The organism is Nonomuraea fuscirosea, from assembly GCF_035917475.1.
GTDB classification, from domain to species: Bacteria; Actinomycetota; Actinomycetes; order Streptosporangiales; family Streptosporangiaceae; genus Nonomuraea; species Nonomuraea fuscirosea.
This window is the reverse complement of the sequence record NZ_CP109074.1, coordinates 7,496,894-7,521,148: the sequence shown is the minus strand read 5'-3', so window position 1 is coordinate 7,521,148 and position 24,255 is coordinate 7,496,894. Positions and strand designations below refer to the sequence as shown.

Annotated in this window: 18 protein-coding genes; 9 read left to right on the top strand and 9 right to left on the bottom strand. The window is 72.5% G+C overall.

From position 1 onward, the window contains the following. Window positions 1-36: 36 nt before the first annotated feature. On the bottom strand, window positions 37-657 hold the full coding sequence (locus OIE67_RS34180; protein ID WP_326628274.1) for a TetR/AcrR family transcriptional regulator C-terminal domain-containing protein: 621 nt from the start codon (window positions 655-657) through the stop codon (window positions 37-39). A gap of 68 nt (window positions 658-725) precedes the next feature. Here OIE67_RS34180 and OIE67_RS34175 point away from each other — a divergent pair, with 68 nt between their 5' ends. Then, the gene (locus tag OIE67_RS34175) at window positions 726-1,685 is read left to right on the top strand and encodes a quinone oxidoreductase family protein (RefSeq protein ID WP_326628272.1); all 960 of its coding nucleotides are present in this window, start codon (window positions 726-728) and stop codon (window positions 1,683-1,685) included. Between the two features lie 26 nt (window positions 1,686-1,711). Here the strand turns inward: OIE67_RS34175 and OIE67_RS34170 are convergent, their stop codons facing one another. Next, window positions 1,712-2,302 carry a TetR/AcrR family transcriptional regulator gene (locus OIE67_RS34170; RefSeq protein ID WP_326628270.1) on the bottom strand — a complete coding sequence of 197 codons (591 nt, stop codon included), beginning with the start codon at window positions 2,300-2,302 and terminating at the stop codon, window positions 1,712-1,714. A gap of 106 nt (window positions 2,303-2,408) precedes the next feature. Further along, window positions 2,409-3,521: a galactokinase gene (galK, locus tag OIE67_RS34165; RefSeq protein ID WP_106235679.1), complete on the bottom strand. Its 1,113-nt coding sequence runs from the start codon at window positions 3,519-3,521 to the stop codon at window positions 2,409-2,411. A 43-nt stretch (window positions 3,522-3,564) separates the two neighbouring features. Here galK and OIE67_RS34160 point away from each other — a divergent pair, with 43 nt between their 5' ends. After that, window positions 3,565-4,440, top strand: a complete 876-nt coding sequence (locus OIE67_RS34160) for a 1-aminocyclopropane-1-carboxylate deaminase/D-cysteine desulfhydrase (protein ID WP_326628267.1) — start codon at window positions 3,565-3,567, stop codon at window positions 4,438-4,440. On the opposite strand, the gene OIE67_RS34155 is transcribed toward OIE67_RS34160, so the two are convergent. The 3 genes from OIE67_RS34155 to OIE67_RS34145 form a co-directional block, all read right to left on the bottom strand. Next, a complete protein-coding gene (locus tag OIE67_RS34155; RefSeq protein WP_326628265.1) occupies window positions 4,374-5,045 on the bottom strand; it encodes a DUF6766 family protein in 672 nt (223 codons plus the stop codon). The two genes, OIE67_RS34160 and OIE67_RS34155, sit on opposite strands and share 67 nt — an antisense overlap. 79 nt (window positions 5,046-5,124) lie before the next feature. Further along, on the bottom strand, window positions 5,125-5,517 hold the full coding sequence (locus tag OIE67_RS34150) for a hypothetical protein (protein WP_326628263.1): 393 nt from the start codon (window positions 5,515-5,517) through the stop codon (window positions 5,125-5,127). Between the two features lie 58 nt (window positions 5,518-5,575). Beyond that, window positions 5,576-6,130: a hypothetical protein gene (locus OIE67_RS34145; RefSeq protein ID WP_326628261.1), complete on the bottom strand. Its 555-nt coding sequence runs from the start codon at window positions 6,128-6,130 to the stop codon at window positions 5,576-5,578. A 149-nt stretch (window positions 6,131-6,279) separates the two neighbouring features. On the opposite strand from OIE67_RS34145, the gene OIE67_RS34140 reads away from it, so the two are divergent. Genes OIE67_RS34140 through OIE67_RS34125 form a run of 4 tightly spaced genes read left to right on the top strand, consistent with a single transcriptional unit; the run spans window position 6,280 to window position 14,730 of the window. Beyond that, window positions 6,280-11,217, top strand: coding sequence for a tetratricopeptide repeat protein (locus OIE67_RS34140; RefSeq protein ID WP_326628259.1), 4,938 nt, complete (start codon window positions 6,280-6,282; stop codon window positions 11,215-11,217). Window positions 11,218-11,261: 44 nt separating this feature from the next. Further along, complete coding sequence (locus OIE67_RS34135; protein ID WP_326628257.1) at window positions 11,262-12,050, top strand: TetR/AcrR family transcriptional regulator; 789 nt, start codon at window positions 11,262-11,264, stop codon at window positions 12,048-12,050. Next, window positions 12,047-14,536: a PEP/pyruvate-binding domain-containing protein gene (locus tag OIE67_RS34130; protein WP_326628255.1), complete on the top strand. Its 2,490-nt coding sequence runs from the start codon at window positions 12,047-12,049 to the stop codon at window positions 14,534-14,536. The genes OIE67_RS34135 and OIE67_RS34130 overlap by 4 nt, the downstream gene beginning before the upstream one ends. Before the next feature lie 56 nt (window positions 14,537-14,592). After that, window positions 14,593-14,730, top strand: a complete 138-nt coding sequence (locus OIE67_RS34125; protein ID WP_181307066.1) for a hypothetical protein — start codon at window positions 14,593-14,595, stop codon at window positions 14,728-14,730. A 249-nt stretch (window positions 14,731-14,979) separates the two neighbouring features. Here OIE67_RS34125 and OIE67_RS34120 read toward each other — a convergent pair whose 3' ends face one another. Next, window positions 14,980-16,152 (bottom strand): FAD-dependent oxidoreductase, encoded by a 1,173-nt coding sequence (locus OIE67_RS34120; RefSeq protein ID WP_326628253.1) that lies wholly within the window; start codon window positions 16,150-16,152, stop codon window positions 14,980-14,982. After that, entirely contained in the window at window positions 16,149-16,775 is a 627-nt protein-coding gene (locus OIE67_RS34115; protein WP_326628251.1) for a TetR/AcrR family transcriptional regulator, read from the bottom strand. The genes OIE67_RS34120 and OIE67_RS34115 overlap by 4 nt, the downstream gene beginning before the upstream one ends. A gap of 296 nt (window positions 16,776-17,071) precedes the next feature. On the opposite strand from OIE67_RS34115, the gene OIE67_RS34110 reads away from it, so the two are divergent. Then, window positions 17,072-19,195 carry a translation factor GTPase family protein gene (locus OIE67_RS34110; protein ID WP_326628249.1) on the top strand — a complete coding sequence of 708 codons (2,124 nt, stop codon included), beginning with the start codon at window positions 17,072-17,074 and terminating at the stop codon, window positions 19,193-19,195. Window positions 19,196-19,285: 90 nt separating this feature from the next. On the opposite strand, the gene OIE67_RS34105 is transcribed toward OIE67_RS34110, so the two are convergent. Beyond that, window positions 19,286-20,113: a dioxygenase family protein gene (locus OIE67_RS34105; RefSeq protein WP_326628247.1), complete on the bottom strand. Its 828-nt coding sequence runs from the start codon at window positions 20,111-20,113 to the stop codon at window positions 19,286-19,288. Window positions 20,114-20,751: 638 nt separating this feature from the next. Between OIE67_RS34105 and OIE67_RS34100 the strand changes: the two genes are divergently transcribed. Beyond that, window positions 20,752-21,021, top strand: coding sequence for a hypothetical protein (locus OIE67_RS34100; RefSeq protein ID WP_326628245.1), 270 nt, complete (start codon window positions 20,752-20,754; stop codon window positions 21,019-21,021). Further along, entirely contained in the window at window positions 21,018-24,251 is a 3,234-nt protein-coding gene (locus OIE67_RS34095) for a discoidin domain-containing protein (protein ID WP_326628243.1), read from the top strand. The genes OIE67_RS34100 and OIE67_RS34095 overlap by 4 nt, the downstream gene beginning before the upstream one ends. The last annotated feature ends 4 nt before the right edge of the window (window positions 24,252-24,255 follow it).

Genomic DNA, 24,255 nt, shown 5'->3' with positions numbered 1-24,255 from the left:
CGCCGCACTTCCCACCCCCTGTGACGCCACCGCCGGTCAGGGCGCCGCCGGAGGTCCCTCGATGACCATCCGCAGGCAGTCCTGGAACAGGTCGTCGACGGTGCGGCCGGGCTGGAAGTAGTCGGTCACGCCGGCCATGACGGTCGGGAACATCGCGCCGTACGCGGCCAGGTCGAAGTCCTCCCCGCTGCCCGCCTCGGGCCGGGGCCACTGCTCCTCCAGGACGAACCCGAGGGTGAAGCGCTCCACCGTCAGCACGATCAGACGGGCCTGCCGCAGCGCGAAGCCGCGTTCCACCAGCGTGCTCATCGCCAGCTCCGAGATCGCCGCCATCTTGAGGGAGAGCTGGGACGCCGAGACGATCCTGGCGCCGTCCGGATGGGCCAGCAGCGCGCGGCGCAGCCGGGTGGCCAGGCCGCTCAGCCAGTCCTGCCAGCGTTCCTCCGGCTCGGGCCGCGTCAGCTCGGGGAACTGCTCTTCGAGGATCTCCTCGGCGATGGCGGTGACGAGGGCCGCCTTGTTCGGGAAGTGCCAGTAGAGGGTCGGTGACCGCACCCCGAGCCGGGTGGCCAGTTTGCGCGTGGTCACGCCGTCGAGACCTTCCGCGTCCAGCAGTGCTATCGCTTCGGTGACGATCCGCTGTCTGTCCAAGGCCAAAGTCGGCACCTCCCAGGGCACTCTATCAGTGCTAGGGTCCTCCCTATCGGTGATAGAGAGGAGCTGACATGAAGGCAGCGGTGCTGCACGAGATCGGCGGCGTGCCCCGGTTCGAGGACTTCCCGGACCCGGTGCCCGCCGCGGACGAGGTGATCGTCGAGGTCAGGGCGGTCGCGGTCGAGAACGTCGACAAGGCCTTCGCGGCCGGGACCCACTACGCCAGCGGCGGATACCTCGCCCGGTTCCCGCTGATCCCCGTCTTCGACGGCATCGGGACACTGCCGGACGGCACCCTCGTCGGCTTCGGCCGCCCGCGCGCCCCCTACGGCGCGCTGGCCGAGCGGACCGTGGTGGCGCGCGGCGCGTACGTTCCCGTCCCCGACGGGATCGAGCCGGAGGTCGCGGCGGTGCTCGGCTCCGCCGTCACCGGCATGTCCATGACGACCGCGGCGGGTCTCGTGCCCGGCGAGACGGTGCTGGTGCAGGGCGCCACGGGGGTGGCCGGGCGGCTCACGGTCCAGGTGGCCCGGCTGCTCGGCGCCGGCCGGATCGTCGCCACCGGCCGCGATGAGGGGCAACTGCGTGAGGTGCTGGACCTCGGCGCCGACACGGTGATCAACACGGCCGTCCAGGACGACGCGCTGGCGCGGGCGTACACGGAGGCGAGGGGCGACGGTTACGACGTCGTCGTGGACTTCCTCTGGGGCAGGCCCACCGAGATCCTGCTGCGCTCGCTGACGCCGGAGTCCTTCGCCTTCCCGAAGCCGACCCGGGTGGTGCAGGTCGGCGAGTCGGCCGGGGCGCGGCTGACCCTCTCCGCCGACAGCCTGCGTACCTCAGGGGTCGAGATCTACGGCGCGGCCAGAAACCTCGACCCCGGCACCATGGGCGAGGTGTACGGGCGGATCGTCGCGTGGACCCGCTCCGGCGAGCTCACCTTCGCGGTGGAGAAGGTCCCGCTGAGCGCGGTCGAGTCCGCCTGGCGACGCACCGACCTGCGCGGCAGACGTCTGGTCGTCGTGCCATGACCGCGGTTCTCAAGTGACGGCGGCGCTCAGGAGGCGCGCCGCAGTCCCCTGAAGACGAGGTCGATCAGGTGGCGGGGGTTGTAGCGCGGGTCGCTGCCGTGGTCAACGCACAGGTCGCCGACGCCGCGCATCAGCTCGTACGCGCGCGTGCCCGGCTCGATCTCGCCCGCCTCCACCCCGGCGTCGAGCAGGTGCGCGGCGACCGGCTCCAGGCGGTCGAGGAAGTAGGCGTGCAGCGTCGCGAAGCCGTTGCTGTCGGACTGCATCGCCTTGGCCAGCCCGTGCTTGGTGACCAGGAAGTCGACGAAGAGGTCGATCCACCGGCGGAGCGCCTCGTACGGGGAGCCGGTCTCCGCCAGCAGCACCGGACCGGCCTCCGCGCACGCCTCGACCTGGTGACGGTAGACGGCGACGATGAGGTCCGCCCGGGACGGGAAGTGACGGTAGATCGTCCCCACCCCGACGCCCGCCTTCGCGGCGATCTCCCGGATCGGCGCGTCGACACCCGAGGCGACGAACACCTCGGCGGCGGCGGCCAGCAGCGTCTGCTGGTTGCGCCGCGCGTCGGCCCGCTTGCTCCTGACCGGCATCTCGCCGGGCTGGCCTGTGGTGGGCACCGTGCTCTCCTTCGCCGACGAAGCGGACCGGGCTCCGACGATCGATCGATCGGAACAACGCTCCACTTAGTTTAGGCGAAACCGGACACTGATCAGAGAGGCAGCGTCAAGAGAGGCGGTGGGCACCGGCGGCCGGGGTGGCGGGCAGGAAGCGCGGCTCCTGGAAGCCCCGCTCCGCGTAGGCGGCCGTCACCGAGGCCCGCACGTCGTCCAGCCGCTCGTCCGGCACCAGCGCGATGGCCGAGCCGCCGAAGCCGCCGCCCGTCATCCGCGCGCCGCGCGCCCCGCCCCTGATCGCGGCCTCCACCGCCAGGTCCAGCTCGGGCGACGACACCTCGTACTGGTCGCGCAGCGACAGGTGGGAGGCGTTCAGCAGGGCGCCGATCTCGGTGACCTGGCCGGCCCGCAGCAGGCCGATCAGCGCCTCGACCCGGTGGTTCTCCGTCACGACGTGCATCGTGCGCTTGCGCTCGTCCCCGCGCAGCTGGTCGAGGGCCCCGGCCAGGTCGGTGACGTCGCGCAGGGCGGGGACGCCGAGCTTGCGGGCCGCGGACTCGCACTCGGCGCGGCGCTTGGCGTACTCGCCGCCCGCGTGCTCGTGGTGCACCTGCGTGTCGATGATGAGCACGCTCAGCCCGTGCGCGGCCAGGTCGAGCGGGATGTTGCGGGAACCGAGCGAGCGGCAGTCGAGGAACAGCGCGTGCCCCTCCCGGCCCAGCGCGGAGGCGGCCTGGTCCATGATGCCGCAGGGCATGCCGACGAAGTCGTTCTCCGCCTTCTGGCTGAGCAGGGCCAGCTCCATGGGCGTCAGGCCCAGCTCGTGCACGTCGTTGAGCGCGGAGGCGACGGCCACCTCCAGGGCGGCGCTGGAGCTCAGCCCGGCGCCGCGCGGGACGTCGCCGTCGATCGCGATGTCGGCGCCCTCGACCCGGTCGCCGAGCATCGCGAGGACGCCGACGACGTAGCGGGTCCAGCCCTCGGACTCCTCGCGGGTGGCCATGGTGACCGGCTCGCCGGGGGCCTGGAGGGAGAGCAGGCGGATGGTGCCGTCGGTGCGCGGGGTCAGGGCCGCCGTCACGCCCCACGGCACCGCGAACGGGAGCACGAAGCCGTCGTTGTAGTCGGTGTGCTCGCCGATGAGGTTGACCCTGCCGGGCGCACGCCAGACGGTCTGAGGGGACGCGCCGTACGCGGCACGGAAAGCTTCAACAACGCCCATAATCGAACACTCCTCAACAAAGGCCCGACCGTAGACTAGCGCCATGGAGGAGCTGCTGGACTCAGGGCTCGGTCAGGTCCGCGTGTTCCTGCGGCACGACGACAACAAACCGCGCAAACTCCGTTACAACCTCGGGCACGCGCGGCTGCTCACGTTCGGCGGCGCCTACTCCAACCACATCAGGGCCGTGGCCGAGGCGGGGGCGCGCCACGGCATCGAGACGATCGGGGTCATCAGGGGCGAGGAGCACCTGCCGCTCAACCCCTCACTGGCCCGCGCCGCGGCCTGCGGCATGACGCTCACCTACCTCGACCGGGCCTCCTACCGGCGCAAGCACACCGAGGAGGTGCTGGCGGGGCTGCGGGCGCGGTGGGGCGAGGACGTGGTGATCCTGCCGGAGGGCGGGAGCAACGCGGCGGCCGTACGCGGCTGCGCCGAGCTGCCGGGGGAGATCGACGGCGACATCGACGGCGACATCGACGGCGACATCAACGGCGACTACGACGTCATCTGCTGCCCGGTCGGCACCGGCGGCACCCTGGCGGGCATCTCGGCGGGGCTCGCCGCAGGCAGGCGGGCGCTCGGGTTCGCGGTGCTGAAGGGCGGCGGCTTCCTGCGGGAGGAGGTGGCCAGGCTGCAGCGGGAGGCATATGGACGTACGTGGCCGAACTGGTCGATCGAGCTCGGCTACCACTTCGGCGGGTACGCGCGTTCGACGCCGGCCCTGGACGCGTTCGTCGAGCGGCATCCGGTCGAGCGGATCTACGTGGCGAAGATGCTCTACGGGATCGTCGACCTGGCCCGGCGGGGCGTCCTCGCACCGGGCACCCGCGTCGTCGCCGTGGTCACCGGTCAGCCCTCGACCCCGGTGGACGCGTGCGGCGCCCCGACCGGCTTCGACTCCGGTGAGCCCCGCTGACGCAGATAGATCGACAGCACCACCATCGACAGCACGGCCAGCAGCTCCGACTGCCAGTTCTGCAGGCTCCGGTTCCAGAACTCCGGCGAGGTGACGTACGAGCCCCAGGTGACCGGATCGCGTAGGTCGCTGAGCCGCTCGGCGTTGTACGCCGCCTGCCCCGCCACCGACTGCGCCAGCCACGAGAGCAGGAAGACGGCGCCCATCACCATCCCGAGCGAGTTGCTGAGCAGCCACAGCCGCATCCCCTTGACCCTGGCCCAGCGCGGGGAGCCGGGCCCCGCGTGCGGGCCGATCCGCTGCTCCTCGTCCGACTCCGCCCCCTCCTCGCCGGGCTCCTTGGACTCGGGCGAGCCCTTCTGGACCAGCCAGACGGTGAGCATGATGAACAGGAAGAACTGCAGGTATTCGGACTGCCAGTTCTCGGCCACGTCCACCGCGAACGACGAGGAGAGCACGAACCGCGCCAGCGAGACCGGCTCGGCGCCCTCGGCCACCTGCTGGTCGTTGAACTGCAGCAGCCCGGCCACGGCCTGCCCGCCCAGCGCCAGCAGGAACAGCACCAGGAACGTCAGCGACAGCGCGTTCTCCTTGACCCGTCTCACAGTCTCGACCATCCGATCGCGAAGAAGCTCGCCAGCCCGAGCACGATCACCAGCAGGGTCAGCACGAACATCACCCGCATCAGTCCTCCACCTCGCACTCGTACGGGAGGTCGCGCACCGGGCTGCAGCCGGCCGCGCTGATCCGCCAGCCGTCGCTGAAGTGGCGCAGGAAGAGCGTGTCGCCGCGCAGCCGGACCTGCGCCTCGTCACCCCACACGCTCACCGCGGTGACCCCGCCGCCGGGGCCGAGTCCCAGCTCCTGCAGCGCGTCGGCGCAGGTCTGGCCGCGGCCGGGCAGCTTCTCGGCGGTCTGGCGGGTGAGCATCGCGCACGCGGCGGCCTCCTGGTGGGCGGAGATCGCGGCGTGGAAGCGCTCGGCCGCCCGTGCGGGGGCCCGGGTGTCCACGGCGCAGCCGGTGGCGGCCGAGACCGGCACGAGGACCAGCGCCAGCGCCACGAGAGGCTTTCTCATGGGCGTCTGTTACCCACAGGAGTATCGGCCATGCTCGGAGTAGCGCTGCCCTCGGGGATCAGTACATCGGCCCGAGCTGGTCGAGCACCGGCGACACCAGCGCGTTGAGCTCGCGGGCCAGCACCGTCACCGCCCGGTGCGCGCGTCGCTCGACCTCCTCGTGCGGTCCCTCGGGCTCGGGCGGCAGGTCGTCCAGCGGCACCGGCGCCTCGACGAGGAGGGAGGCGCGCAGGAACGGGATCCTGGCCAGGTCCTGCTGGGTCGGCTCGACGTACTGGCCGAAGGTCTCCTGCCAGCCCAGCCAGCCGCGGTCGCGCCACCACGTCCGCGAGCGCCGCAGCTCCTCCGGCAGCGGCGAGACGACCCTGACCCGCGCGTAGAGGGTGCCGTCCCAGGTGTTGCGGTGGCAGGTCGCCTCCAGGACGCGCCGGTCCCACCGCACGTAGCCGGGGTCGAGGAACGGCGGCGCGGCCAGCCGCCACGCCGTGCAGGCGAAGCGCACCGGCGCGATGTCACCCCACTCGAACTCGTCAAGGTTCTTGCGAACGTGTACGGCATAGCGCCCGTCGCGGTCCCTGTCGAACTCCTGATCGATCCAGAACGCCTTGCCCATGAGCACTACGCTACGGCGCTCCCCGGGCTCCCCGCGTGAGGACGGGAGATCTCGGAATGCGCTGTGACGCGCGTGACACATGTGTAGCTTTTTCACATTGTTGGATGACCTTGGAGTGAATGATGGCGTCGGAGCAGCTTGACGCGGCCATGAGCCACTGGAAAGCGGGAGATCTCGACCAGGCCGCCGTGCTGTTCAGGCAGATCGCGGCCACGGGTGACCCGGAGGCGTCCCATCTGCTGGCCGGGCTGCTGCACGAGCAGGGGGACCTGGAGGGCGCGGAGGCGGCGCACCGGTCGGTGATCCAGTCGGGCGACCCGGTGTTCGGGCAGCGTTCGGCCATCGCCATGGGGATGATGCTCGTGACGGCGAAGGAGTGGGCGGCCGCGCACCGCGTGCTGATGATCGCCTCGGACGGGGCGGATTTCGAGGTGGCCGCGCTCGCGGACACCGCCCTCGTGCTGGTGCTCACGCAACTGGGCGACGAACCCGGCGCGCAGGCGGCACTGGAGCGGGCCCGCAGGTCCGACAGCCCCTCGGTGGCGGAGCTGGCCGCCAGGCTGGAGCTGCCCGACTTCGAGCAGGATCCGGCCTCGGCCGGGGACCTGTACGAGGTGGCCGAGGACGAGGACGACTACCGGGCGCTGCTGACCTGCGGCGACCCCGAAGTGGTGTCGCTGTCGGCGTTCAAGCTGTACCGGGCGTACGCCGACGACGGCGAGTTCGGCGCGGCCCGCGAGGTGTGCGAGCACGCCATCGCCGTCGGCCACCCCGACCACCTGGCCATGGCGCACAGCCTGCTCGGCGCGGTGCTGGTGGACCTCGGTGAGTACGCCGAGGCCGCGGCCGCCTACCGGGTGGCCGCCGAGGACCCCAGGCCCGAGTTCCGGCTCCCCTCGCTGATCGAGCTGGCCAAGGTGACCGCGCAGCTCGGGGACGTGGCAGAGACCAGGGCGATCTTCCACCGGGTGATCGTCAGCGGCCAGCGCGAGTACGCCGTCGAGGCGCACGCCTGCCTGGCCCAGATGCACACCGAGGCGGGAGAAGCCGCCGAGGCGCTGACCGAGCTGCGCGCCGTGCTGGAGGCCGGCGAGAACGAGTGGGCCTCGATCTGCGTCACGCTGCTCGGCCTGCTGCACGACGGTCATCCTGAGGTACGCGACGAGGTCATGGAGCTGGTCCGGCTGGCGGCCGGGAGCGACGACCCCGACACCTCGTTCAAGGCCGCGCTGCTGCTGGAGCACGCCGCCAGGCAGCAGCCGCTGGCCGACCCCGTCGAGGAGCAGGCGTTCCAGGACATCGACGACGGCCTGGCCCGGCTGCGGGAGGGGGACCTGGGCGAGGCCAGGCGGCTGCTGCGCGGAGCCGTCGACTCCGGCGCGCCCGTCCAGTCGTCGCGGGCCATGGTGGTGCTGGCCGAGCTGGAGATGGGCGAAGGGGACCGGGAGCAGGCCGACGAGCTGCTCGCGTACGTGGCCGAGGGCGAGGACGTGCTGGAGGGGCTGCACGCGACCTTCCTGCTGCACCTGGTGCGCGAGTCGGGCGCGGAGCCGCATCCCGTGCTGGCCGCGATACTCGCCCACCAGCGGCTCGGCAGGGAGGAGGGCCTGGTCCGCTACGAGGCCGCCACCGCGCATCCCGACCCGGCGGCCGCCGCGATCGGCACCGCCGTGTTCGCCCAGGTGCTGGCCTCGATCGGGTACGACCTGTCGAAGGCGTCGGAGATGTTCACCCGGGCGGCGGACAGCGGGGACCCGCTGGCGCTGTCGTACACGGCGCTGCTCCGCAAGGACATGCCCACGGGCGCGGACCAGGCCGTCGAGCTGCTGCGCCGGGCCAGGGCGGACGGGCATCCCGCGCTCGCGCCGTGGGTGGCGCACCACCTGGCCGGGCTGGTCGAGGAGGACGACCCGGCCGAGGCGCGGGCCGCGTACGAGTCGGTGCTGGAGAGCACGACGCACAGGGGGCTGCGCGTCGAGGCCGCCGCCGGGCTGGTCGGCGTGTACGAGCGGCAGGGCGACCTGCTGGCCGCCTGCCGCCTGCACGAACGGCTGATCGCGGAGGGGAGGCAGGACCGCGCCGCGCTGCCGCTGGCGTTCACCCGGGTCAGGCTCGACGACGTCGAGGCCGCGCGGGCCGCGCTCGCCCTGGCCTCCGACGAGGTCGGCGGGTTCGGCGCGCTGCTGCTCGACGAGGACTTCGAGGCCGCGCGGCGGGCCTTCCCGCAGGAGGAGGTCCCGGCCGTGATGGCGACGGCGCTGGCCATGGAGAGCGCGCACGCCTGGCGGCGCCTGGGCGCGACGGCCGCCGCGGACGGGGCGCTCGCGCTGGCCGCCGCGGTCGGCGCGCCGCGGGACGAGCGGCAGCGGGCCGGCTGCTACCTCGGCGCGCTGCGCTCCGACGCGGGGGACCGGCGCGGCGCGGTGGCGGCGCTCATGGGGGCGCTGGGCGAGGACGAGCACCTGAACGGCGTGGCGCTGCGCTCGGCCGGCCAGATCCTGCGCGAACTGGGCGAGCACGCCGAGGCGGTCGAGACGCTGACCCGGGTGCCGGGAGCGGACGGCGACCGTGATCTGAGCCTGATGATCGGCGACTCCCTCGTGGCCTGCGGCCGGGCGGAGGAGGCGCGCGAGCTGCTGGCCGGGAGGTTCGGCGCGGACGCGACGCTGCACCTGGCCACGTTCCTGCGCGACCACGGCGACCCGCGGGCGGCGCTGGCCGCCATGGAGGCCGCGCCGCCGCGCGTGAGCGGCGAGTCCCAGAGGCTGCTCGGCGGCCTGCTGGCCGAGACGGGGGACCTGGAGGGGGCGAAGGCGGCGTTCGAGCTGGGGGCGGCCGTCGATCCCGGGTCCGAGCCCGAGACGATGCTGGCCGCCGGCCGCTGCCTGCTGGGGACGCCGGAGGCCGACGCCGCGCGCTTCGCGCTGGAGCGGGCCGCGGCGCAGGAGGAGGATCCGTTCCGCGCCGCCGTGGCCGCGTACCTGCTCGGGCGGGGTGACGAGGAAGACCTGCCCTGGCTGCTGGCGGCGGAGGGCGACCGGGAGGGCGCACTGGCGGCGCTGGCCGGGCGGACCGGCTCGGAGCTCATCGCGAAGGTGCTGCTCGCGATCCAGGCCGGCGAGGTGGACGGCCTGCGCGGCCCGCTGTCCGAGCTGCCCGTGCCGGACCGGACGGAGCCCCTGCGCGAGCTGCTGGCGCACGGCCTGGAGTCCGGCGCCGAGGCGGCCGAGCCGCTCTTCCGGCTGGTGGCCGAGCTGGGCGAGCCCGAGCTCGCCGCGCGGGCCGGGATCGAGCTGGGCGGGATCCTGTCGAACGCCGGCGACCAGTGCCGGGCCGAGCGGTGGCTGCTGCCGGCCACCGAGGTCGAGGCGACGGCCGAGACCGCCTGGCGCTACCTCGCCACCGTCCGCCGCCGCCGCGGCGACCTCGGCGGCGCGATCGAGGCCGCCCGCGCCGCCCTGCCCGCCACCGCCTCGCTCGTCGCCGAGCTGCTGGAGGAACGCGGCGAGTCCGGCGAGGCACGGCGGCTGCTGACCGAGGGCGCGGCGGCCGGCGACCTGGACTGCCACCAGAGGCTGCTCGTCCACCTGCGTCAGCGGGAGGACTTCGACGCCCTCGTGGCGCAGGCCGAGCTGGCGGCCGGCACCGGCGATCCCGAGACCGTGGCGCTGGCCTACTGGACCTGGGGCGACGCCCGCAAGGCCATGGGCGACCTGCCGGACGCGGCCCTGCTGTACGTCAAGGGCGTCGAGACCGGGTTCCCCGGCACCACGCCGCCCATCCGGGTGGACCTCGCCGTGACCCTGCGCGACCTGGGCGACGCCGCCGGGGCGGACCGGGAGCTGCGCCTGGCCGTGGAGTCGGGCGACGACCCGGGCACCGCGGCGAGAGGCGGCGTCCTGCTGGGCGTCTGGCTGCACGAGGACGGCGACCACCTCGGCGCGGCGCGGGCGTTCGCCACCGTGGCCACCGGCGGCCACGGCGACTTCGCCCAGACCGCGATGAACAACCTCGAGGCGCTCGCCTACCAGGCGTGCCGGCGCGGTGAGCACGCGCTGGCCGTCGAGGTGCTGTCGATGACGGGCCCGACCGGCGAGCGAGCCGGCGAGCAGGTCAAGGAGCAGGCCTGGGAGCTGGGCGACCTGTGCGAGGACCCGGCGGCCGTGCGGGCGTACTACGAGCTGGCCGGCCCGGGACCCTTCACCGAGCTGCGCATCGCCGCGCGGCTGGAGGAGCTGGAGCGGACGGACCAGGCCCGCGCGATCTACGAGGGGCTGAAGGACCACGACGACCCCGACGTCAGGTTCGTGGCCGGCGGCAGGCTGCTGTCGCTGCTCGACGCGGAGGGCGACGCCGCGGCCTTCTACGACCTGGCCGAGCGGCAGGCGGGCGACGCCGACAGCCCCGGGCAGGGGGTGTTCGGCAGCCTGTTCGGCATGCTGCAGGGCAGCCAGGGCGACACCGAGGCGTCGCTGCGCACGCTGCGCGCGGCGGCGGAGAGCGGCGAGCCGACCGCGCTGAGCGTCTTCGCGCAGACGCTGGTCGAGACCGGCGAGGTGGAGGAGGGCCGGCAGGTGTACCTGCGGGTGCTGGACGCCGGGGACGCCGACCTCGCCGCGCGGGCGATGGTCGCGATCGGCCGGACCTACCACGACGAGGACGAGGAACGGGCGCGCGAGTGGTACCGCAGGGCCGTCGAGGAGAGCGAGGGGCACACCAGCGCGCTGGGCGCGATGTACCTGGGCGCGCTGGCCAAGCGGGAGCGGGACTTCCCCGAGGCGCTCACCTGGTACCAGCGGGTCATCGACGCGGGCGACTCGGAGTCGGGGATGGCCGCGGCGCACCTGGGCGAGCTGTGCTACTGGCTGGGAGACCGCGACGGGGCGCTGCGTTACTACGAGCTCACGCTGGGGCTGAGCCGGCAGGACGACCTGGTGGCCGAGGCCGCGTACCGGCTCGGTGAGATCCGGTACGAGCGCGGCGACCTCGATCTGGCCCGCCGGCTGCTGGCCACGGCCGTCGACACCGGGGACACCGCCTTCGCCCCGCAGGCCGAGACGCTGCTCGGCAAACTTGCCGTTGATTAAATGACCAAATAGTCTCATCCAGTCAAACAAATGGGGTGAGACGTATGGCGAGAGCGGGAAGACCGCCGCAGGATCCGGCGCGCCAGATCGAACGGGCGCACCGGATCCTCGACGCGGTCGCCGAGCTGGTGCTGCGCTGGGGCTACGACAAGACCACGATCGACGACATCGCGCAGCGGGCGGGGGTCGCCAAGGGCACCATCTACCTGCACTGGAAGACCCGCGACGACATCTTCGCCGCACTGCTGCGGCGCGAGCGGGTCAGCCTGGTCGAGGCGGTCCGCGGCCGGGAGCCGGCCACGCCGGCCGAGCTGTTCGGCGAGTTCTCCCGGGCGCTGCTGCGCCGGCCGCTGCTGCACGCGGTGCTGAGCGGCGACTCCGAGGTGCTCGGCAAGCTGACCCGCCAGAAGCGGGCGAACACGGCGCGGCTGCGCATCGACGGGCCCTTCGAGGACTACGTGGCCCGGCTGATCGAGCTCGGCGCGGTGCGCGAGCAGCCCGGCCACCACGTGCGGGTGATCACCTCGATCGTGTACGGGTTCTTGTTCCTTCCTGGCGGACTGACCGACGGGCCGCCCGAGGAGTCCCCTGAGGAACTGCCCGACGGGGGCAGGCCGTCCGACGACCGCGTCGCCGAGCTGGTGGCCGACACCATCGAGCGGGCCATGAGCACGGGCCGGCCCCTGGACGCCGCCGCCGCGAAGGCCGTCGCGGGCGCCACCCTCGACTTCCTCGACGCCGCGGCCGACCTGGCCGGGCGCAAGCTCGCGGCGTCCCTGGGCGCCGAGCCGCAGAGAACCGGGTCACCGAGCACGGGGGAGCGGGCGAGATGAAGGCCGTCATCCCCCTCGACGACGCCGCCGCCGACCTCGCGACCGCGGGCGGCAAGGGCGCCTCCCTGGCCAGGCTGACCAGGGCCGGGCTGCCTGTCCCCGGCGGTTTCCACGTCACGACCGCCGCCTACCGCGCGTTCGTGGCCGGTTTCCAGGACGAGATCCTGCGGGCCGCCGCCGCCGATCCCGGCTCCATCCCGGCGCTGTTCGCCGCCCACGAGGTGCCCGGCCCGATCGCCGGCGAGATCCTGCGCGCGTACGAGGCGCTCGGCCGGGACGTCCCGGTGGCCGTGCGCTCGTCGGCCACCGCCGAGGACCTGCCGGACATGTCGTTCGCCGGCCAGCAGGACACCTACCTCAACATCCGCGGCGACGCCCTCCTCGACGCGGTCAGGCGCTGCTGGGCCTCCCTGTGGAACCCGCGCGCCATCGCCTACCGTGACACGAACGGCGTGCCGCACGACGACGTGGCCCTGGCCGTGGTGGTGCAGGAGCTGGTCGACGCCGACGCGGCCGGCGTCATGTTCACCGCCGACCCCGTCACCGGCGCCCGCGACGACACCGTGATCAACGCCTCGTGGGGGCTGGGCGAGGCGGTCGTCGGCGGTCAGGTCACGCCGGACACGATCGTGGTGTCCGGCGGCGCGGTCACCTCCGCGCGGCTGGGCGACAAGCAGGTCATGACCGTACGCACCGAGACGGGCACCGAGGAACGGCCGGTCCCCGCCGGCCTGCGCGACGCGGCCGTCCTGGACGACGCCGAGGCCGTGCGGCTGGCCGCGCTCGGCGCGCGCGTCCAGGACCTGTACGGCACCCCCATGGACGTGGAATGGACCCGGCGCGACGGCGATTTCGCCATCGTCCAGGCCCGCCCGATCACCGGCATCAGGCCCCCGCTGGAGGAGTGGAACGACAGCCTCAAGGGCGACTACCTGTGGACCGGCGGCAACCTGGGCGAGGCCATCCCCGACGTGATGACCCCGATCACCTGGTCGTACGTGCGGCTGTTCATCGGCGAGGCCATGTCTGCCGCCTCGATCCCCGGCTTCGACCTGGTGGGCAACATCGGCGGCCGGTTCTACATGAACTTGAGCGTCGTCCACTCCATCGCCGGCGCCCTGGGCATGAGCGGCCGGCTCAGCGCCGTCGAGCAGGTCTTCGGCAAGTTGCCGCCCGGCCTGGAGGTGCCGCGCGTGCCGGCGTCCCGCTGGGAGATCATCAGACGTGTCCTGCCCATGGCCGTACGCCTGCAGGGCCGGGTGCGGCAGAACCTCAAGGGCATGCGCGCGTTCCTGGACACCTCGCGGCGGCGCTGCGAGGAGCTGCGCGACCGCGTGGCCGCCACCACGTCCGGCGCCGAGCTGGCCGACCTGTGGGAACGGGAGATCCGGCCGCACCTGGTCACCGCCTGCCGCATGCTGGAGGCGGCCGGCCGCCAGGGCGGCTCCACGCTCGTCTACACCCGCGACCGGCTCTACCGGATGATGGGCGAGGCCGACGCCGAGGCCATGCTCACCGGCGTCAACGCCGAGGGCGAGCTGGCCAGCATGGGCCCGGTCATGGGCCTGTCCAGGCTGGCCCGCGGCGAGATCACCAGGGACGAGTTCGCCCGGGGCTACGGGCATCGCGGCCCCCACGAGTTCGAGGTCTCCATCCCGCGGCCCGGCGAGGACCCCGCCTGGATCGACGCCCAGCTCGCGGGCCTGCGCGACCTCGGGGCCGACACCCAGGCGCTGCTCGCCCGGCAGCGGAAGGCGCGCGAGGCGGCCTGGGCGCGCTTCGCCCAGCGGTATCCGGGCAAGCAGGCCCGGATGCGGGCCAGGGTGCGGCGCTGGAACGCCGTCGTACGCGATCGGGAGAGCACCCGGTCGGAGACGATGCGCGCGTTCTGGGTGCTGCGGGCGTTCACCGTCCGCGCCGGCGAGCTGACCGGGGCCGGCGACGACGTGTTCCACCTCTACCTGGAGGAACTGCTCGACCTGCTGCGCGGCGACCGGGCCGCGCTGGAGCGGGTGCCGTCGCGGCGGGCCACCCACGAGCGCTACGCCGCTCTGCCGCCCTACCCCGTGCTGATCGTCGGTCACTTCGACCCCGTGCGCTGGGCGGCCGATCCCGGACGCAGGGCCGACGTGTACGACGCCCGCGGCCCGGGGACGCCGGTGAGCGACACCGTGACCGGCTTCCCCGGCGCGCCCGGCGTGGTCGAGGGCGTGGCCAGGGTGATCGCGGGGCCAGAGGACGGCGAACGGCTCAAACCGGGCGAGATCCTGGTCACGACGCTGACGAACGTGGGCTGGACGCCGATGTTCCCGCGCGCGGCCGCGGTCGTGACCGACATGGGCGCCCCGCTGTCGCACGCCTCGATCGTGGCCCGCGAGCTCGGCATCCCGGCCGTGGTCGGCACCGGCAACGCCACCATGCGGCTGCGCGACGGGGACCGGATCAGGGTGGACGGGGAACGGGGCACGGTCGAGTTGCTGGCGTGAAAAGTTCGCGCCAAGTCGCTCGCGAAGGCCGTTGGCGTGTGATCCCGTCGAGGACCATGATCGAACAGTGGCTCGAAGACGAGCGCGAACTCGAAGCGCGTTGTGCCCGTTTCCGGAACGCCCAGCAGGCGCTGGAGCGCAAGGACCGGGAGGAGGAGGTTGAGCGTCCCGGGGAGATGGGACCGGCGGCATGACCGGGCCGGCCTGCCCGCCCCGCTGGTAGCGGAGGCCGAGCGCCGGCTGGGCGCCGTACGGGGGTTCGAGCCGCGGCGGGGCGGCTGCTCGTACGGCGTCCTCGGCGTGCTCACCCTCGACGGCGGGCGGCGCGTGTTCGTCAAGGCGACGCCGCCTGGCTGCGCACCCGCTGGGCGGCGGGTGAAGGAGGGTGAGAGCAAGGGTGTGGCGCGGGGTCAGGAGGGTGAGACCGGGAGCGTGGCGCGGGGTCAGGAGGGTGAGACGGTGGTGTGCTGCGGTGGGATGAGGTTGTGCCCGCCCTGGCTCAGCGCGTTGACGAACAGGCGCTCGCCCCCGGGGAGCCCGGCCAGCCTGAGGATCAGGTCGCGGGCCACGATGCGCCACCGGTGTGAGGGGGCCATCCACTGTATGAACCGCCGGCCGAACCGCTGCACCTCCGAGATGACCGGCTCCATCCGCTCCTGGTAGCGGACCAGCGCGTCGGCCGGATCCACCGCGTCGGACGTCAGCTCGTCGGCCAGGATCCACGCCGCCGCCATGGCCATGGACGCCCCGTGCCCGGCGAACAGCGACACCGCCTGGCAGGAGTCGCCCAGGAGCACGATCCGGCCCCGGTGCCAGCGTTCCATCACCACCTGCGTCACCGTGTCGTGGTAGAGGGCGGGCGGCTCGGGGCAGCGCGCCAGCACGTCCGGCAGGATCCAGCCGAGGTGGCCGAAGTGGCGGCGCAGCGCGGCGGCGGGGTCGGCGGGCAGCTCGGGGTCGGGCTCACGGCGCAGGAACAGCAGCGCGAGCCGGTCGTCGCCCAGCGCGTACGCGCCCGCCATGAGCCCCGGTTCGGTGAGCATCTGGTAGCGGACGCCCACCCGGCGGCTCAGCTCCGCGTCCGTCAGGACGCAGGCCGCCACCTGATGCCCGAGATAACGCGGCGCCACGTCGCCGAACGCCAGCTCGCGCACCCGCGAACGCGCGCCGTCCGCGCCCACCAGCAGATCGACCTCGCGGGACGTGCCGTCGGTCAGCCGCACCAACACCCGGCGGCCGTCCTGCTCGGCGGCCTCGACGCTGGTCCCGTACGTGACGGGCGCGCGCACGTCGTCGGCGATGATCCGGGCCAGGTCGCCCCGGAGCAGGCTGAGCACCCCCTCCAGCCCGCCCGCCCCGAGCCTGAGCCGGCTGCGGGGCCGCCCCGAACCGTCGACGTAACGGACCTCGTCGACCGGGTGGCGCGCCTCCGTCAGCCGCTCCCTCAGCCCCATGCGCTCGGCCACCAGGAGAGCGGCGCCGTAGAAGTCGATCAGGTAGCCGCCCTCGCGGAACGCCTCCGCCCGCTCGACCAGCTCCACCTCCCAGCCGGCGCGTTCGAGATGCCAGGCCAGGGTCAGCCCGGCGATGCCGGCGCCGCAGATCAGAGCCTTCACACTTCCGTCCTCCTCGTTCTGGTACGGGGGCCGCTCATCGGGTCGGGAGCGGTCTGTCCGGCGGCGAACATGGCCCGCAGCGGCCCGGCCAGCGCGGCCGGGTCGAGGCCGGGGTCGAGCGCCCGGTGCAGCACGATCCCGTCGAGCGAGGCCGCCAGCAGCGCGGCCGCGGCCTCGGCGTCGCCCCGGTAGCCGTGTGCGGTCAGCCAGGACGCCACGACCGCGCGGAAGCCGCCGATCTGCACCCCGAGCCGTTCGCGCAGCTCGGGCAGCCGGGTCGAGGCGAGGAACATCTCCATGACCAGCAGCGAGGCCGGGTCGGCGCCGCTGTACTGCGACAGCTCGCCGAGCAGCCAGTCGATCCCCTCGCCGATGCCCGGTCGTGCGGCCAGTTCGGCGGCGAGGCCGTCGAGCAGGGCGGTGGTGAAGCCGAGCCCGGCCGCGATGAGCAGGTCGGTGACGGAGGCGAAGTGGTAGTGGACCACGCCGGGCGCCACCCCCGCCCGCTCGGCGACCATCCTGGTCGTCACGCCGCCCCAGCCGACCTCGGGGACGAGGGTGACGGCGGCGTCGAGCAGCCGCTGCCGGGTGGTCCTGCCGCGTTCGGCGGAATGGGTCGCCATGGTCTCCTCTTCGGACGAACGGCTTGGTCGGGCGACTTGGTCGGGCGACTTGGTCGGGCGACTTGGTCGGGCGACTTGGGCAACTGTCCAAACCCTAGCCCATGACGGACCGGCGTGGCATAAACCGGTTGCCGATCGTGGAGACGGTTTGATGTGCTGGCAGGCGGCCGAACGCCTCACCGCCGCGACCGCGGCGATCACCGTCGTGGCCGAGTGACCCGGAGGAGCCCCGATGCGCCAAACGTCCATGTCCCACGCGAAAGAAGGAGTAGGCCGATCAGAGGACATGACGTTCGTTGCGTACGCTCAACTTGGGAATCTTGGCGCATGTAGACGCCGGTAAGACCAGCCTGACCGAGCGGCTGCTGCACGCCGCCGGGATCATCGACGAGGTCGGCAGCGTCGATGAGGGCAACACCCAGACCGACACCCTGGCCCTGGAACGCAGGCGCGGCATCACCATCAAATCCGCGGTCGTGTCCTTCGCCGTCGCCGGCACCACGGTCAACCTGATCGACACGCCGGGCCATCCCGACTTCATCGCCGAGGTGGAGCGGGTGCTGAACGTCCTGGACGGCGCCGTCCTGGTCGTCTCCGCCGTGGAGGGCGTGCAGGCGCAGACCCGCGTGCTCATGCGCACGCTGCGCCGGCTCGGCATCCCCACGCTCGTCTTCGTCAACAAGATCGACCGCCGTGGCGCCCGCTATGACGGCGTCCTGCGCGAGCTCGCCGCCAAGCTGTCCCCGTCCGTCGTCGCCATGGGCTCGGTCTGCGGCCTCGGTACGGGCGCCGCCGCGTTCACGCCGTTCGACGGTCAGGCCGCGTTCGCCGAGGACCTGGTGAACGTGCTCGCCACCCAGGAGGACGCGCTGCTGGCGGCGTACGTGGACGACGAGAGCTCGATCTCCGCCGCCCGCCTGCGTGCCGAGCTCGCGGACCAGACCGGCCGGGCCCTGGCGCACCCGGTCTTCTTCGGCTCGGCCATCACGGGAGCCGGGGTGGAGGCGCTGATGGCGGGCGTCAGGGAGCTGCTGCCGCCCGCCCAGGACGACCCGGACACCCCTATGTCGGGCACCGTCTTCAAGGTCGAGCGCGGCCCGGCGGGGGAGAAGGTCGCCTACGCGCGCATCTTCAGCGGCACCCTGCGCACCCGCGACCGCCTCCGCTTCGACGACCGACGCGGGGGCGCGCAGGACGGCGAGCACTCCGGGGGCCGGGAAGGTGTCAAAGGCCGCGAGGGCAGGGTCACCGCGATCAGCGTCTTCGACGGCGGCACGGCCGTGCGCTGCCAGGAGGCGCCCGCCGGCCGGATCGCCCGCCTCTGGGGCCTGGCCGACGTCCGCATCGGCGACCGGCTGACCCGCCTACAGGACCAGGATCCGCCTGACGCGGACCTCGGCGCCAGGCGGGCCTCCGCAGACGACAGGCCGTCCGGAGGCGGGCGGAGGTCAGGCGGCGAGGAGGCGTTCGACGGGCACTTCGCGCCGCCCACGCTGGAGACCGTCGTGTCGCCAGGCCGCGCCGCCGACCGGGGCGCGCTGCACCTCGCGCTGAGCCGGCTCGCCGAGCAGGACCCGCTGATCGGCCTGCGCCAGGACGACGTGCGCCAGGAGGTGTCGGTCTCGCTCTACGGCGAGGTGCAGAAGGAGGTCATCCAGGCCACGCTCCTGGACGACTTCGGCCTCGAGGTCACCTTCCGCGAGACCACCACCATCTGCGTCGAACGCCCGGCCGGCACGGGCGCGGCGTTCGAGCTGATCGGCAAGGAGCCGAACCCGTTCCTCGCCACCGTCGGCCTGCGCGTCGAGCCGGGCGGGGCGGGCGACCCGACCGGCGGGGGAGTGGAGTTCCGGCTGGAGGTGGAGCTGGGATCGCTGCCGTACGCGTTCATGAGCGCCATCGAGGAGACGGTGCACGAGACGCTCCACCAGGGCCTGCACGGCTGGGAGATGCGGGACTGCGTGGTCACGCTGACCCACTCGGGCTACTGGGCCAGGCAGAGCCATGCCGGCGGCGGCTTCGACAAGAGCATGTCGAGCACCGCGGGTGACTTCCGCAACCTCGTCCCGCTGGTGCTGATGGACGCGCTGCGGCAGGCCGGGACCACGGTGCACGAGCCGATGCACCGCTTCCGCCTGGAGTTGCCGCCCGAGACGCTGGGCCCGGTGCTGCCCGTGCTGGCCCGGCTCGGCGCGACCCCGCGCACCCAGCGCTCCTCCCTGGTGGAGGGGCTGATCCCGGCGGCCAAGGTGCACGAGCTGGAGCGGCGGCTGCCGGGGCTGACCCAGGGCGAGGCCGTGCTGGAGTCCGGCTTCGACCGGTACGAGCGCGTACGCGGCCCGATCCCGCGCCGCCCGCGCACCGACCACAACCCGCTCGACCGCAAGGAGTACCTGCTGCACGTGGTGCGCCGCGTCTGACGCACCCGAGCCCGCGCCGCCCGCACTGAGCGGCCGGAACTCACGCCGCGCGCACCGTCCCCGCCCGCCGCGCGGGGCCGGTGCGGCCGGTCAGACCTGGCGCAGGTCGGGGTCGGTGGCCACCACGATGACGGCGAGGTAGCCGTCGCCGTCCTGGACGACGTGGGCCAGCATGTCGTCCTTGAAGACGGGGTCGTTGCCGTTGTGGGTGTCGCGGGCCTGGTCGTGCCCGAGGTAAGGGGGGCGGGACAGCACCTTCCTGTTGAGGCTCTCGTCGAACATGAGCTCCGTGCACAGGGCGCGCCGGTCGTCCACGACCACCATCGCGTGGATGTGCACGGTGCGGCCCGGATACCAGCCCGGCCAGATGGTGGTGAAGCGGACCACGCCGCCGGTGTCGGCGATCTGGACGCCGCGCAGGTAACGCTTGCGGTCCGTGGGCCTCATGTCGGCGAACTTCGTGTCGGGGTTGATCTGCGCTTTGCCGTCCTCGCCCCGGTCCTTGAGCGCGTCGCGCGACTCGGACTCGGCCCCCGAGTAGAGCCCGGCGGCGTCGCAGTGCCAGATCTCCACCACGGCTCTGGGCAGCGGCCGGCAGCTGGCGCCGTCCTGCACCTTGATCGCCAGCCGCAGCCGGACGCCCTCCCGGTCCTCGCGCAGGTCGCTGCGGATCGCGCCGGTCTCGAAGTAGTAGGGGCCCTGCATCGTGCTGGGCGCCAGCCGGCACGTCCTGGCCTTGGCGAACAGCGCGTCCGCCTTGGCGTGGGTGCCGGGGTCGAAGGCGGTGGACGGGTCGTCCGTCAGGGTGACGCCGAAGCTGGGGTCGCCGGCGGTGAGCAGGCCGCCGAGGCTGAGTGTGCCGATTCCGGTGATGAGCCGTCGCCGGCTGACCCGCCGGTCTTCGCGATCGTGTACCACGGAAGGTCCTTGGAGATCAGGAGCTACTTCTCGGAACCTCTCATGCGCCGGGGGACTTTCCGCGCAGGCGCGCGGCGCGGCCGCGTCGTGACATCGGGCGAAGAAAGTCGTCGAAACCCTTTTCGTTGATACCCAACTGTAATCAGACGCGGTTGAGCTGATCAGCGCCGCCGGATTCTCTTCCGCGCAGTTCATGGCACGTGCAACAACGTGCAGGAGCCGATTGACAGACCCGCCTCTGGCGATCTACGTTCCCGAAAACCTTTTAGGTAGTCCCGAGCCTGTCATGTTAGCGCTCACATCCACAAGGGGCCACTCATGAGACGACGATGGGCGGCGGCCCTCGCCGCGGCACTCCTGCTCCTCCCCGGCACCGCGCGGCCCGCACTGGCGGGCCCGCCGATCACCACCGCGATCTACCCGGCCGACCCGGCCACGCTGGCCGTCGGCGACACCCTGTACCTCTACACCGGCCACGACGAGGCCCCGACCGGCGGCACGAACTTCGTCATGCGCGACCGGCACCTCTTCACCTCCTCCGACGCCACCACCTTCACCGACCAGGGCGCCCGGCTGAGCCTGGCGAACTTCCCGCACAGCCACGGCGCCTACGGCAACTGGAACCACCAGGGCACCGAATGGCTCGAATACCGCTGGCCGGCCGCCGGACGATCTCCAGGTCCGAGGTGTACTGGTTCGACGACGGCCTCGGCATCGACCTGCCCGCCTCCTGCCGGCTCCAGTACTGGAACGGCGGTGCCTACGTCGACCTGCCCGGCTGCGGCGTGGCCGGCGACACGTTCAACCCGATCACGTTCAGCCCGGTCAGCACGACCCGGCTGCGGCTGAACATCACCTCAAGAACCGGCTACTCGACCGGCGTGCTCGAACGGAGGGCCTTCTCATGAGGCGCGTCCTGTCCGCCCTGCTGCTGATCGCGGCTCTGATCGTGGCCGGCGCCCCGGCGCACGCCGACCAGACCATCGGCTACCCCTCCTTCGGCGGTCCCGCCGTCCCGGCGCCGCCGGGGGCGTACACGACCGGCGACATGATGCGGGCCATCTATGACGCCGAGAGCTCCGGCACCGACTTCTGGATGGACCGGCTGCTGGCCAGGCCCGGCAACGACCCGGCGGGCACCTGGCTCATGTCGCGCGGCCGGGCGCTGTTCATGAAGACGCACACGCCGGGCACGCTCGGGTTCGCCGGGCAGGCCGCGTACTGGGAGAGCATCAGCGACAACAACGCGTTCACCGTCGCGCTCACGCCGGGCACGTTCACCGAACAGGTGAGCTCGCGCTGGCAGGCGCCGAGCCACTGGAAGAGCCGGCACACCAGCGGCTCGATCACCGTCAACCAGACGAAGTTCGTCACCGACAACAATGTGGCCGTGGCCAACCTGGCGATCACCAACGGCGGCTCCGCCTCGGCCACGCTGCAACTGCGCGCCACCTCCCCGTACGCCACCACCGGCTCGGGCGCCGAGCTGACCGGCCAGGTCAACGCCTACAACAACCTGACCACCCTGCGCCCGCGGCTCACCTGCGACGGCTGCGCCGTCTCCAGTGGCGGGCTCAACCGCTCGCTCACGATCGCCGCGGGCGCCACCGTCACCGTCAAGGTCGTCATGGGCTTCGTCACCGACGAGATCCCGGCCTCCCGCACCGAGTACGACGCCTACGCCGGCTACTCGGCCGCCACCGCGTTCGCCACCCACGTGCGCGCCTACAACCGCTGGTGGGCCGAGAACGTCCCCTACATCGACGTGCCCGAGCCGGCCATCAAGAAGAACATCTACTACCGCTGGTGGCTGATGCGCTTCAACCACCTCGACGCCGACATCCCCGGCCAGACCTTCCAGTTCCCCACCTCGACCGAGGGTGTGCTCGGCTACAACAACGCGATCGCGCTGACCCAGCCCATGCACATCGACGACCTCAAGTACCTGCGCGACCCGATCTACGCCTACGGCGACTGGCTGAGCGTCGGGCAGACCTCCAAGAACGGCCGCTTCCTCGACAACCCCGGCGATCCGGAGAACTGGTCCAACAGCTACACCCAGTACATCGGCGAGGCCGCCTGGAAGAGCTACCAGATCCACGGCGGCCAGCCCGCCATCGCGGCCAACCTGGCCCGCTACGCCGAGCAGGACGTCAAGGGGCAGCTGTCCTATTACGACACCGACAACAACAAGCTGATCGAGTACGACTGGGGCGCCCTGACCGGCAACGACGCCGACGCCGTCTCCTTCCACTGGAAGCCGGGCCGGATGGACCGGGCCGAGAGCGCCTACCAGTACAGCGGCGCGCTGGCCGCCGCGCAGGCGTACGAGACGGCCGGCAACACCGCCAAGGCCACCGAGCTGCGCACGCTGGCCACGCAGATCCAGAACGCCATCGTCGGCGTGCTGTGGAACCCGGGCAGGCAGCTCTTCGAGCACCGGCTCAAGTCCACCAATGAATGGGTGCCGTGGAAGGAGATCAACAACTATTACCCGTTCGCCGTCGGCGCGATCCCCAACACGGCCACCTACAAGCAGGCGCTGCGCCTCTTCGACGATCCGGCCCAGTATCCGATCTTCCCCTTCTACACCGCCAACCAGGCCGACAAGGCGGCCTCGGGCACCGGCAGCAACAACTTCTCCACGATCAACTCCACCGTGCAGTTCCGCCTGCTCTCCTCGGTGCTGCGCGATTACCCGAACGAGTGGATCGACGCGACCTGGTACAAGAAGCTCCTCTACTGGAACGCCTGGGCCCAGTACGTGGGCGGCAACACCCAGTGGCCGGACGCCAACGAGTTCTGGGCCGACTGGAACGGCTCCTCCATCGCCTACCGCTCCTGGATCCACCACAACATCCTCGGCAGCGGCAACTGGACCGTGATCGAGGACGTCGCCGGGCTGCGGCCGCGCAACGACGCCAAGGTGGAGCTCTCGCCGATCGACATCGGCTGGACCCACTTCACCGTCAACAACCTGCGCTACCGCGGCGCCGACCTGACCATCGTCTGGGACGACCCGGCCGACGGCGTCGTCCGCTACCCCGGCGTGCCCGAGGGCTACTCGATCTACGTCAACGGCGCCCGCGCCGCCACGGTCTCCGCACTCGTGCCCTTCACCTGGGACCCCGCCACCGGAACGGTCACCACGAGCGGCACCGTCACCCACCACGTCGCCGTCTCGGGACTGCGCTCGCCGGCCCAGGTCGTCCACAGCGGCGCCCGCATGGTCGACCTGCTCGCCAAGGCCGGCGTCGACCTGACCGCCGACCTGGCCAACCTGGCCGCCGGCGCCACCGCCACGGCCTCCACCACCGCCTCCGGCAGCCCGGCGGCCGGCGCCGTGGACGGCTTCCCGATCAACGAGCCGTTCTGGGGCGGCACCACCGCCGGACAGGACTGGTACGAGCTCAACTTCGGCACCGCCCGCACCCTCGACGAGGTCCGGCTCTACTTCAAGGACAGCCGTCCTGCGAGCGCGACCTACCGGGCGCCCGCGTCGTTCGACCTCCAGTACCACAACGGCTCGGCCTGGGTCAGCGTGCCCGCGCAGACCAAGACCCCGGCCGCGCCGCGGGCCAACTACAACCTGGTGCGCTTCCCCGCGATCACCGCCCAGCGCGTCCGGGTGCTGGCCACGGCCGCCTCCGGCGCGCGGACCGGCCTCACCGAGATCAAGGCGCACAACCGGGGCGGCGTGCAGCCGCCGTCCAACCTGGCGCGGTCGGCCACGCCGACCGCGTCCTACACCTCGTCATGGGAGAGCGTGAACGCCGTCAACGACGGCATCGACCCGCCCTCCTCCAACGACACGGTCAACCCACGCTGGGGCTCCTGGCCGCAGTCCGGCCAGCAGTGGGTGGACCTGACCTGGTCCTCGGGCCGCACCCTGAACCGGGCCGAGGTGTACTTCTTCGACGACGAGCAGGGCATCGACATGCCGGCGTCGTGGAGGCTGCAGTACTGGAACGGCAGCGCGTACGCGGACGTGCCCGGCGCTTCGGCGTACACGTCGGCCAAGAACGCCTACAACACCGTCACCTTCACCGCGACCGCCACCAGCCGCCTGCGGGTGCTGCTCACCGGGACCGGCACCAGCTCCGTCGGCCTGCTGGAGGTCAGAGCCTACGGAACCTGAGGCG

Coding starts and splice junctions, on each gene's coding strand:
- OIE67_RS34175 (WP_326628272.1), top strand. CDS start 726: ATGAAGGCAGCGGTGCTGCACGAGATCGGCGGCGTGCCCCGGTTCGAG.
- galK (WP_106235679.1), bottom strand. CDS start 3,521: ATGGGCGTTGTTGAAGCTTTCCGTGCCGCGTACGGCGCGTCCCCTCAG.
- OIE67_RS34160 (WP_326628267.1), top strand. CDS start 3,565: ATGGAGGAGCTGCTGGACTCAGGGCTCGGTCAGGTCCGCGTGTTCCTG.
- OIE67_RS34150 (WP_326628263.1), bottom strand. CDS start 5,517: ATGAGAAAGCCTCTCGTGGCGCTGGCGCTGGTCCTCGTGCCGGTCTCG.
- OIE67_RS34145 (WP_326628261.1), bottom strand. CDS start 6,130: ATGGGCAAGGCGTTCTGGATCGATCAGGAGTTCGACAGGGACCGCGAC.
- OIE67_RS34140 (WP_326628259.1), top strand. CDS start 6,280: ATGAGCCACTGGAAAGCGGGAGATCTCGACCAGGCCGCCGTGCTGTTC.
- OIE67_RS34135 (WP_326628257.1), top strand. CDS start 11,262: ATGGCGAGAGCGGGAAGACCGCCGCAGGATCCGGCGCGCCAGATCGAA.
- OIE67_RS34130 (WP_326628255.1), top strand. CDS start 12,047: ATGAAGGCCGTCATCCCCCTCGACGACGCCGCCGCCGACCTCGCGACC.
- OIE67_RS34125 (WP_181307066.1), top strand. CDS start 14,593: ATGATCGAACAGTGGCTCGAAGACGAGCGCGAACTCGAAGCGCGTTGT.
- OIE67_RS34115 (WP_326628251.1), bottom strand. CDS start 16,775: ATGGCGACCCATTCCGCCGAACGCGGCAGGACCACCCGGCAGCGGCTG.
- OIE67_RS34100 (WP_326628245.1), top strand. CDS start 20,752: ATGGCTCGAATACCGCTGGCCGGCCGCCGGACGATCTCCAGGTCCGAG.
- OIE67_RS34095 (WP_326628243.1), top strand. CDS start 21,018: ATGAGGCGCGTCCTGTCCGCCCTGCTGCTGATCGCGGCTCTGATCGTG.